Below are 8,176 nucleotides of genomic sequence, written 5' to 3'. Positions count from 1 at the left end.
TATGGCAAGCCCCCGCAACAAAGCCTGCGCGCCCATATCGCCACCCCAAAACGAAGACTGCCAACGCCCCAAACAACAACAGCACCGCCAGAGCAACAAACCACAAAAAGAAAAAGCCACCCGAAGGTGGCCAAAAAAACTTACACAGGATCTGTGTGTCCTGGGGCTCGGTTCAAGAGTTGCGTCCGCTTGTCTGCGCTGAGTGAGAGATAGCGCTCGTACTGGCGGAGAATATCGGCGATAAGCTCCTCGCTGCGCAAATACTGCACGTCATACCCCGACCGCCCATCTTCAAAGAAGGTAATGGGCTCGTACATATACCGCCGCTCCTTGCTGCCCGCACTCTCGCGCACCGTGAAGGTGGGTATCGCGCGGCGCACCGTACGCACACCGTAGACAAAGTCGCGCAGCTTCTCCACCGGCACCACCAGGCGCACTTCGCTGTCGCCCTCGCCCTCCAGGCTTTCATGCACATGCGCCTGCAGTCCGCGCTTTTGCATCTCGGCGGCCACCTCATGCATCGCAGGCAAAACGGTGGCACGCAAAAAGCGCTGCACATCCGCCTTGAGCGGCTGGTGCACGATCTGCTCCAGGCGCTTGCGCCAGTGCTGGCCGCTCCAGAAGTTGGTGGCAGGCGCCAGGTCGGGGGAGTAATGGGCCAGGTCGGCGACCATGCCGCGCCACAGGCCGATGCACAGCACCAGCATGATCACTGCCACCGGCAAGGCGGCCACCAGCGTGACGGCCTGCAGCGCGCCCAAGCCGCCGGCGAGCAGCAGCACGATCGAGGTAACGCCCAGCAGCACACACCAGAACAGGCGTTGCCACACGGGCGATTCGTTGTTGCCGCGCGAAGCGATGGAGTTGACCACCAGCGCGCCCGAGTCGGCGGACGTGATGAAGAACACACCGATCAGCAACACCGCCAGCCACGACACCGGTTTGACCCAGGGCAGGTACTCGAAGAAGCGGAACAGCAAGGCATCGACATTGGTCGCGGTCTGCGCGAGCGCGCCGGCGGCGACATGGGTGTCCGTCCAGATCGCGCTGTTGCCAAACGCGGTCATCCACAGCAGGTTGAAGGCGGTGGGCACCAGCAGCACGCCGATGACGAACTCGCGCACCGTGCGGCCGCGCGAGATGCGGGCGATGAACATGCCGACAAAGGGCGACCAGCTCACCCACCAGGCCCAGTACAGAATCGTCCAGCCGCCAAACCAGCCCTCTTCGCGCGACGGCGCATAGGCAAAGGTGCGCAGCGACATGCCCAGCAGGCCCTGCAGGTAGTTGCCGATGTTCTCACTCAAGGCCTTGAAGATATGGGCCGTGGGGCCGGCGATCACGACAAAGCTCAGCAGCAGCACCGACAGCAGCATGTTGAACTCGCTCAGGCGCCGCACACCTTTGTCGACACCCAGCAGGGCCGACAGGCTGGCAAGGGTCACCACGACGACGATGATGGTCACCAGAAAGCCCGAGCTCTCCGTTTCCCAGCCGGTCAAGGTGTGGATACCGGCAGCAATCTGGCGTGCGCCATAGCCCAGCGTCGTCGCAATACCGGCGATCGTGCCGACCAAGGCAAACGCGTCCACGCCATGGCCGATGGGCCCGTTGATGCGGTCGCGCAGCAGCGGGTACAGGCCCGAGCGCATGGTCAGCGGCAGGTTGTAGCGAAAGCCGAAATAGGCCAGCACCAGGCCCATCGTGCCGTAGACGGCCCAGGCATGGAAACCCCAGTGGAAGAACGTGGCCTCCATCGCCTCGCGGGCGGCGGCGGGCGTGCCCGGCTCCTGCGTGGCTGGATTGAGGAAATGCTGCAGTGGCTCGCCCACGCCAAAGTACATCAGGCCAATGCCCATGCCGGCGGCAAACAGCATCGACGACCAGGAGACAAAGCTGAACTCGGGCTTGGCATCATCGGGCCCCAGGCGGATATCGCCATAGCGGCTGGCGGCCAGCACGACCAAAAACAGCAGGAAGGCGCTCAGCGCCATCACATAGAACCAGTCAAAACTGGCCACCACCCAGCGCTGCGCGCCGGAGAACAGGCGGTCCGCTGCATCGGGCGCGAGCACGCAGACGAGCAGCAAGGCGGTAAGCACCAGCAGTGCCGGTATCACCACCGGCAGCGACATGGTCGAGTGCTGGCTGCTCTGCGGCGCCGGCGCAGCGGGCCCTGAGGCAGGTGCGCCCGGGGCTGGCGGGGTGCCAGCCTCAGGCGCTACCGCCGGATCGGGAGAAGAGTTGGTCATAGGTATACCCGTTGGGAGCACGCCCCGTCCGTCGCAGGCGCGCCGCAGAAGCCTTCCAGCCCCCCATGGGCACGGCAAGGCACTGCAAAACCTATCAGTATGCAATAAGTGATTATGCAAATACTATGCCGCAGATCAGCCAATCTTCAACAATCGCCACCGTCTTACAGCGGCAGCGCTGCTGGCACCGGGGGCGGCGTTGGGATGACGCCACAGACCAGGCAGCCCCCTTAGCTGCTCAGCGCTGTACACCCCAGCGCTTGACGGTCACCCGTTCGAGTTGGTGGAAGCCCAGGGTCTCGACCAGCAAGCCGATGATGATCACCAGCGCCAGCCCGGCAAACACCTGGTCGGTGTAGAGCTCGTTGCGGCTTTGGAAGATGTACCAGCCCAGTCCGCCCTTGCCCGAGGATGCACCGAACACCAGCTCGGCGGCGATCAGGGTGCGCCACGCAAAGGCCCAGCCAATCTTGAGCCCTGACAGGATCGACGGCAGCGCTGCAGGCACGAGGATCTGCAACACATAGCGCGCGCCGCGCAGGCCATAATTGCGGCCAGCCATGCGCAAGGTCTCGGGCACGGCCTGGAAACCCGCATAGGTGGCCAGCGCCAGCGGCCACAGCACCGAATGCACCAGCACCGCCAGCAGGCTGGCCTGGCCCAGGCCCAGCCAGAGCAGTGCCAACGGCAGCAGCGCAATGGCGGGCAAGGGGTTGAACATGCTGGTCAGGGTGGTCAGCACATCGCGCCCCCACTGGCTGGAAACCGCCAGCACGGTCAGCAGCAGGGCCCCGGCCACGCCCAGCAGGTAGCCCTGCAGCAGGATGCCCAGCGACACCGCCGCCTTGCCCAGCAACTCGCCATTGGCCAGGTCGCGCAGCAAGGTCGCAGCGGTCTGGCTGAAGGTGGGCAGCAGCAGGTCGTTGTCCTGCCAGCGGGCAGCCAGCTCCCAGATGATGGCCAGCACCACCAGGATGATGGCCTTGCGCAAGGCCGGATGCTGCAGCAGGCGCTTGGCCAGCGGCAGACGGCGCGCCGTCAGCTGCTGCGGCACATCGGGCAGCGGGTATTCGGCTTCGGGCCGCACGGGTGCCTGGGCTTTGGTATCGCCAGGCCAGGCAGTAACAGGGGTGGATGCCATGCGGAACTCCTGGTGGGGGCTTGTCGCGTCAAGCCACGCGGCGCAAGGCCTGGGGGGGTTGGTTGCTGGAGCTGGTGCTTTCCACCAGCGGGCCGCCCGTGCGGTCTTCATCGAACAGCAGCCGGTGGATGCGCTGGTGTGCGGCTTCAAACTCGGCACTGCCGCCGCTGGCCAGGCCAAAGGCATGGGCATTGATTTCTGCCCGCAGACGCCCAGGGTGTGGCGACAGAATGGCGACGCGGCTGCCCACGACGAGCGCCTCCTCGATCGAATGGGTGACAAACACGAGGGTAAAGCGCAACTCGTCCCACAGCGCCAGCAGCTCCTCCTGCATGCGCCTTCTGGTCAACGCATCCAGTGCGGCAAAGGGCTCGTCCATCAGCAGCACCTGCGGGTGCATGGCCAGCGCACGGGCAATGGCTACGCGCTGCTTCATGCCGCCTGACAGCTGGTGCGGGTGCACATCGGCAAAGCGGCTCAGCCCCACCTTGTCCAGGTAGAGGTCGGCGCGCTCGCGCGCCTCGGCCTTGCTGCAGCGGCGCGAGGCCAGCAGCGGAAACATCACGTTCTCGCGCACGGTCTTCCACGGTGGCAGCTGGTCAAACTCCTGGAATACCATCACCCGGTCCGGACCCGGGCCTTGCACAGGACTGCCGCCCAGGCGGATCTCCCCTTCGCTGACCGGCACAAAACCCGCCATGGCCTTGAGCAAGGTCGACTTGCCGCAGCCCGAGGCCCCCAGCAGCACAAAGCGCTCGGCGGCATGCACCTGCAGGCTTACCTGGTGGGTGGCGCGCAGCATGCGCTCTTCCGTCACGTAGTCGATGCTGACCTGGTCCACCTCCAGCAAGGCTGCGCCCGCTTGCACGGCGTGGCTGGGCGCTGCCGAGGGGACAGGGTGTGCACGGCTGACCAGGCGGTCGGCCAGCTCGGCCTCAGCTAGACTGGCATAGGGCTCGGCGGCGCTGCGCAGCCAGCTGCCCCGTGAGAGGGCGACATCGCCATCCTGCGCAAAGACGTGGGGCCAGCGCATATCAGCTCCCTCCGGAGATACGGGCGTCGTCGAAGAAATAATCACGCACCGATTCAGGCTTGGTCTTGATCACGCCCACCCGCTGCAGGAACTGGCCCAGGCCCACGGTGTTCTGCGGCTGGATCGGGAACTGCACCTGCGGGTTCTTGATGATCTGCAGGATCAGATTGCGGTCCACCTTGCCGCCGCCACCGCTCTTCAAAAAGATGTCGGCCGCCTGCTCGGGGTTGGCCTGGACAAAGCGGGCCGATTCATCGAGGGCATCGACAAAGGCGCGGTAGGTCTTGGGGCTTTCCTGGCGGAACTTCTCGGTGGCGTAGAGCACGGTGGACGATGCGGGTCCGCCCAGCACCTCGTAGCTGTTGAGCACAATGCGCGCATTGGGGTTGCCGGCCAGCTCCACCTCCTGGAACGGCGGATTGCCAAAGTGGGCAGTGATCTCGGTGCCGCCCTTGATGATGGCCGCTGCGGCGTCGGGGTGTGGCAGCGCGACCTGCAGCTTGTCGAGCCGCTGGTAATGCTGCTCACCCCAGAGCTTGGCCGAGGCATATTGCAGCACCCGCGACTGCACCGACACACCGACCGCCGGTGTGGCAATGCGGTCCTTGTCGGTGAAGTCGGCAATCGTCTTGACCTGCGGATTGTTGCTCACCAGGTAATAGGGGAAGTTGCCCAGCGAGGCCACCCCCTTGACGTTCTGCTTGCCCCTGGTGCGGTCCCAGAGGGTGAACAGCGGCGCCACACCGGCGCCGGCGATGTCGACATTGCCCGAGAGCAGCGCATCGTTGACCGCCGGCCCGCCGGAGAACTGCAGGTAGCTGACCTTGATATCGACACCCTGGGCCTTGCCCTGCTTTTCGATGAACTGCTGGTCCTGCGCCACATTGAGCAGCAGGTAGACGATGCCGTACTGCTGGGCAATGCGCAGCTGGCCTTCTGCGGCCTGCGCGCTGCCCGCGCCTACACCCCACAGCGCCGCCGTGGCGGCCAGCACTGCGGCCGCATGTTTGCCAGCCTGTCCCAGGCTGCTGCGGCGCTGGCTGGCAACGCAGGGGTTGGCCACGGCGTGGGGGGTGACGGAGTCTTTGGCCGGCGGCTGGCTGCGCGCCCAGGGTGAATGGAAGGTCATGGTGCTCAATGAAATAGGGGGATCGGAGGATCGAGTCGGGGCCGCATGTCCGCACCGCAGCACCCCTGGAGTCAGGTGGCTGCGGTGCCGTTGCGGGAGGCTGGCGTCAATCGCCGCTGACGGTGGGGCAGGCCGCGCGGCCGCAATGGCCTGGGCTGGCGGTCAGCGACAAGCGGCAGCCAGGGCCAGCGACAGCAGGAACAGCGATTGGCGGCGCTGTGGGGTGTGGGCGGCGCTCATACCGGCACATCCCCTTCGATCGTGGTGCGGTAGAGCTTGCGGCGCTGGCCGGCCGGAACACCGGTGGCCAGATGCAGCACGGCGCGGTTGTCCCAGAACACCATGTCCCGGTCACGCCAGTGGTGGCGGTAGACAAACTGCGGCTGGGTACTGTGGGCGAACAGCTCGGCCAGCAGCGCGGCAGAGCGGGCTTCGGGCAGGCCCAGGATGCGGGTCGTGAAATGCTCGCTGACAAACAGCGACTTGCGCCCGGTCTGCGGATCGGTACGCACCACCGGGTGCACAGCAGGCTTGACCTCGGCAATCTGCGCGGCGCTCAGCGCGGGGCGGAAGGCATTGCGCTCGCGCAGTGCCTCGTATTTCAGCAGATAGCTGTGCTCTGCCTGCAGGCCCACGAGCTGTTGCTTGAGGGTGTAGGGCAGTGCCTCGTAGGCGGCGACCTGGTCGGCAAACAAGGTATCGCCGCCGACATCGGGCAACTCCTGCGCATGCAACAGCGATCCCATCGCCGGTTGGGGTTTGTAGGACAGGTCGGAATGCCAGTACGCGCCGGCATCGCCCAGGCCCACCGGCTGGCCGTTTTCGATGATGTTGGAGACGATCAGGATCTCGTCATGGTCGGCCAGCTGGTAGTTGCGCAGCACATGGCGCTGCAACGGGCCGAAGCGGCGGCTGAAGGCAATCTGCTCAGCCGGTGTGATGCGCTGGTTGCGGTAGACCACCACGCTGTGGTCCTGGTGCGCCTGCTGCAGCCGGGCAAAATCCTCCGGGCCCAGCGGGCGGGACAGGTCCAGACCCACGACCTCCACGCCCAGACGGGTCTGGGCCCCAGCGGGCTGCTGGATCGGGCGCAGGCTGAAGGCCTGGGTGCTGCCAGTGGCGCCCCCCGCCTGGCTGGCGCTGTCGGGCACCGGACGGCGGAAGAAGAAGGGGTGGGCAGTCAGAACATCAAACAGCGCGGACATGGCGGCTTTCCTTGGCGGACCAGTGATAAGCCCAATGTAGAAGCCCTGCCACGAACAGAAAACGAATGAAAACGCGTATCTTTATGCGAAAACCGATGAAGGGCAGGAGGGCGCTGCCGCGTTACGCGCCGTCATGAGGCTGTCACGCAGCGCAGCGATGATCGACGTCTGTCGGTGCAGCACAAGCCAGCCTTGCATGCCCAGTGCCGGGCGCGACCAGACCGGATGCGCCCGGCAGCGGTTATGTGTCAGGGCTTGGCACCGGCAGCCATCTTTTTGCGGCCCGCCTCTGCCGGGCCAGTCCAGCCCCGCTCTGCGCTGGCGCCAGTGGTTACAGCCGGTGCATGCGGTCGCCTTGCACAAAACCGGCCGGGTCCCACGGGGCCACGCCCTTGCTCAGCAGGATGGCCTTGAAGAACTCACCCATCTCGTGCTCCATCATCAGCTTGGCCGCCTTGCTGCGGGCAATCACTTCGAGCCGGTCGAGCTTGGCAGCCAGACCGCAGTTGATCAGGAAATGGGCCTGGCTGGTATAGCCCAGCACATCCATGCCGGCATCCTGGGCCGCCACCGCAATGCCGGTGAAGTTCACATGGGCGGTGATGTCCTTCAGGCCCACCAGCACCAGCGGGTCACTGTCGACCTGGTGCAGGTGGTGGCAGACCAGGGTGCCCATGTGGCGCTGCGGGTGGTAGTACTCGGATTCGCCAAAGCCGTAGTCGATCAGCAGCACCGCGCCCCGGCTGATGCGGTCGGCCAGGGTCGCCACAAAGGCCTCGCCCTGCGGATGGATCTCGGTCAGGTACTCGGCCTCCTGCGGCAGCTCCGGCTCCAGCGGCGGGCGCAGGCTGGTGGGCCGCTCTGCCCAGCCAAAGCGGATATCGTCCCCATCGGCACTGGCGACGACCACCCCGCGCTCCTGCCATACGCCCTGCTGGCGCAGCAAGAGCTTGACCGGCATCGCATCGAGCACCTCGTTGCCGACGACCACGCCCTGCATCTGCGCGGGCAGGCTGTCGGCCCACTGCACCTGGCCGCCAAAGCGGGCCAGGCGCTCTTGCTGGCGCAGGCGCAGGCTGCCCGAGACATCGACAATCGTGTAGCGCGTGCAAGCGGGGCCCAGCGTGGACAGCAGCTGCTCGGCCAGGGCGCCGGTGCCGGCGCCAAACTCCCAGACCTCGCTGGTCTGGGTATGGGCAAAGGCATCCTGGACCTGGGCGGCCACCAGCTCGCCAAACACCGGCGACAGCTCAGGGGCGGTGACAAAGTCGCTGCCCTCCTCGGGCATCACGCCAAACTTGCTGCGGTCATTGGCGTAGTAGCCCAGGCCGGGCTCGTACAGCGCCATGCGCATGAAGTCATCAAACGGGATCCAGCCGCCGGCCTGGGCAATAGCCTCAGCCATGCGCCTGGCCA

General features: G+C 65.8%; 6 protein-coding genes. All 6 read right to left on the bottom strand.

Features of this window, described 5'->3' with window-relative positions; genetic code table 11:
• Nucleotides 1–140: 140 nt before the first annotated feature.
• Nucleotides 141–2,135, bottom strand: a complete 1,995-nt coding sequence (locus tag ACCQ08_RS16240) for a BCCT family transporter (RefSeq protein WP_373450380.1) — start codon at nucleotides 2,133–2,135, stop codon at nucleotides 141–143.
• 355 nt (nucleotides 2,136–2,490) lie between these two features.
• The gene (locus ACCQ08_RS16235; RefSeq protein ID WP_230780819.1) at nucleotides 2,491–3,393 is read right to left on the bottom strand and encodes an ABC transporter permease; all 903 of its coding nucleotides are present in this window, start codon (nucleotides 3,391–3,393) and stop codon (nucleotides 2,491–2,493) included.
• 28 nt (nucleotides 3,394–3,421) lie between these two features.
• Nucleotides 3,422–4,426 (bottom strand): ABC transporter ATP-binding protein, encoded by a 1,005-nt coding sequence (locus ACCQ08_RS16230; protein WP_373450374.1) that lies wholly within the window; start codon nucleotides 4,424–4,426, stop codon nucleotides 3,422–3,424.
• Nucleotide 4,427: 1 nt separating this feature from the next.
• Nucleotides 4,428–5,555, bottom strand: coding sequence for an ABC transporter substrate-binding protein (locus ACCQ08_RS16225; protein WP_373450373.1), 1,128 nt, complete (start codon nucleotides 5,553–5,555; stop codon nucleotides 4,428–4,430).
• Between the two features lie 236 nt (nucleotides 5,556–5,791).
• Nucleotides 5,792–6,760, bottom strand: coding sequence for a TauD/TfdA family dioxygenase (locus tag ACCQ08_RS16220; RefSeq protein WP_312411342.1), 969 nt, complete (start codon nucleotides 6,758–6,760; stop codon nucleotides 5,792–5,794).
• Nucleotides 6,761–7,091: 331 nt separating this feature from the next.
• On the bottom strand, nucleotides 7,092–8,165 hold the full coding sequence (locus ACCQ08_RS16215; protein WP_373450372.1) for a class I SAM-dependent methyltransferase: 1,074 nt from the start codon (nucleotides 8,163–8,165) through the stop codon (nucleotides 7,092–7,094).
• Nucleotides 8,166–8,176: the final 11 nt, after the last annotated feature.

It is taken from the genome of Comamonas sp. SY3 (assembly GCF_041730275.1).
GTDB lineage: Bacteria > Pseudomonadota > Gammaproteobacteria > Burkholderiales > Burkholderiaceae_C > Comamonas > Comamonas sediminis.
This window is presented reverse-complemented; position numbering and strand designations above follow the sequence as displayed.